This window comes from Rugamonas rubra (genome assembly GCF_900114705.1).
GTDB lineage: Bacteria > Pseudomonadota > Gammaproteobacteria > Burkholderiales > Burkholderiaceae_D > Rugamonas > Rugamonas rubra.
Genome location: NZ_FOTW01000072.1, coordinates 1 through 1,644, shown reverse-complemented (window position 1 = coordinate 1,644; position 1,644 = coordinate 1). Strand labels below are relative to the sequence as shown.

Below are 1,644 nucleotides of genomic sequence, written 5' to 3'. Positions count from 1 at the left end.
CCCCTTCAGTGGCTCTGCCATCCTGATAGGTTTGACTCAACTGGAGTGGCAAAGTTCTGACGAACGAACATAATCAGGTCGATTTATGTAGAACAGGCGAGGGGCGACATATATCAAACCTCACTCTTCAGGCGTGAGCTTAAGTATAGGAGTGCCATATCTTGACAGTTGTTGCATTATTATTTTCTACTACAATTCCAATCGCGATTACAGATAATTTGATTAGTCAAGAAGTGGCAGTATCTGTGCCAATAGATACCCCAATTACTGGACAAGAGTCGCGAGAAGGTCTAATGGGTACACGCCCCGTTGGACTGGCGAAGAAACACTGGTTCCTCGAGTTAGAAGGGGCTTACTTTTTGTTCGCTGGCATGGTTGCACATGCTGAGCAAGTGTTCAAACACGTCCAAACTAAGCTTTCTTATTGTGGCGCATACTGCGAATCAATTCATGCCGAAGTAGTAGACTACATTAAACGTAATGATTTACAACTAAGCTTTATACTTATTTGTAAAAATTCGGATGGCTTTCTCAATCATTTTTATCACAACGCAAAGCTGGCTGAAACCAACGGTTTTGGAAAGATAGTCGTACTTGGAAGCGGAGCGATTCCACTGATTCGTGCGATGGAACGTACACCTGCGGTGGAATTGCCGTCGCCAACCCCAGGAAACGAGGGAGCTCATGTTGATGCAGCAATTTATAATGCGGCGCTCTTTTCGGGTGTATTGAGATCAGAATATGCAAGCGTAGTATCTGATCTTGCGGCAAAGTCGACGGGAGGAAATTTTTCTTTAATATACTTTCCTGAACTCTACGGATTTGACGGCAATTCAATTCCCGCGTCTGTTGAAGGGGTAACTCATATATCGCTTCGACTTACTGCTGCTGGGCCGCGTTTAGTTAGTCTTCAGCACACTAGAACAGCGTGGGGAAGCGATCCAATCTGCGCTCTTGCATTCATGGGTGAGATGCAGATTAATAATCATCAGGTGTCAATTCCGATCGGGCAATTAAAAGAATTCTCCATCGGTGATTTTAGAAGAAATTCCCATATTTCGTCTGTCGCTCCCGATCTAAATGTTTTAAGCTTTCAACTTGTTATTGACATATGTGCGCGGCTTGAGAACGGTGGCATTGCAAAGACTGCGCAGGCTTGGGTAGCGAGAGGTCCAACACCGGTCCATGTACTCGAACTGTCATGTAATGGAAGCGAGGTCAAGTGCACGTTCGACGAAGAAATTTTTTCTGAGTTTTTAGCTCGATTCCAGAGGCACGTTTCGATGAATTTGATTCGTTAAATTCCCACTTTGCGGCATTAAAGCAGTTGATGTATAGGGCGCCTAGCCGACAACAGATGGAAGCTATCATCCCGACGGGCTTCAACTCATTCTATTACACACAACTCAGTCTTGCAATGCGCCCATCTCGCGTAACGTCCTGATTGTCTGAGCCGAAACTTGAATATCCTGCAGCCCTCGCCAGATTGTTTTCACGCCGGGTTCCCCGTCATGTTTTCGTGCGGGAAAACCGCCGACACGGGCCACCACCTGATTATGTTCTTACATCAGCCTTTCCCAGCACCAACCGTTTCGGGCACGGCCTCGTCTGTGCCAGCGCGACCGCCAATCGCGGCACCATGGC

2 protein-coding genes are annotated in these 1,644 nt (G+C 46.8%); one reads left to right on the top strand and one right to left on the bottom strand.

The window, feature by feature from the left end:
- Positions 1 to 161: 161 nt before the first annotated feature.
- Complete coding sequence (locus BM252_RS30765) at positions 162 to 1,301, top strand: hypothetical protein (protein ID WP_139236833.1); 1,140 nt, start codon at positions 162 to 164, stop codon at positions 1,299 to 1,301.
- 105 nt (positions 1,302 to 1,406) lie between these two features.
- Here BM252_RS30765 and BM252_RS32080 read toward each other — a convergent pair whose 3' ends face one another.
- Positions 1,407 to 1,547 carry an IS4 family transposase gene (locus BM252_RS32080; RefSeq protein ID WP_281249411.1) on the bottom strand — a complete coding sequence of 47 codons (141 nt, stop codon included), beginning with the start codon at positions 1,545 to 1,547 and terminating at the stop codon, positions 1,407 to 1,409.
- Positions 1,548 to 1,644: the final 97 nt, after the last annotated feature.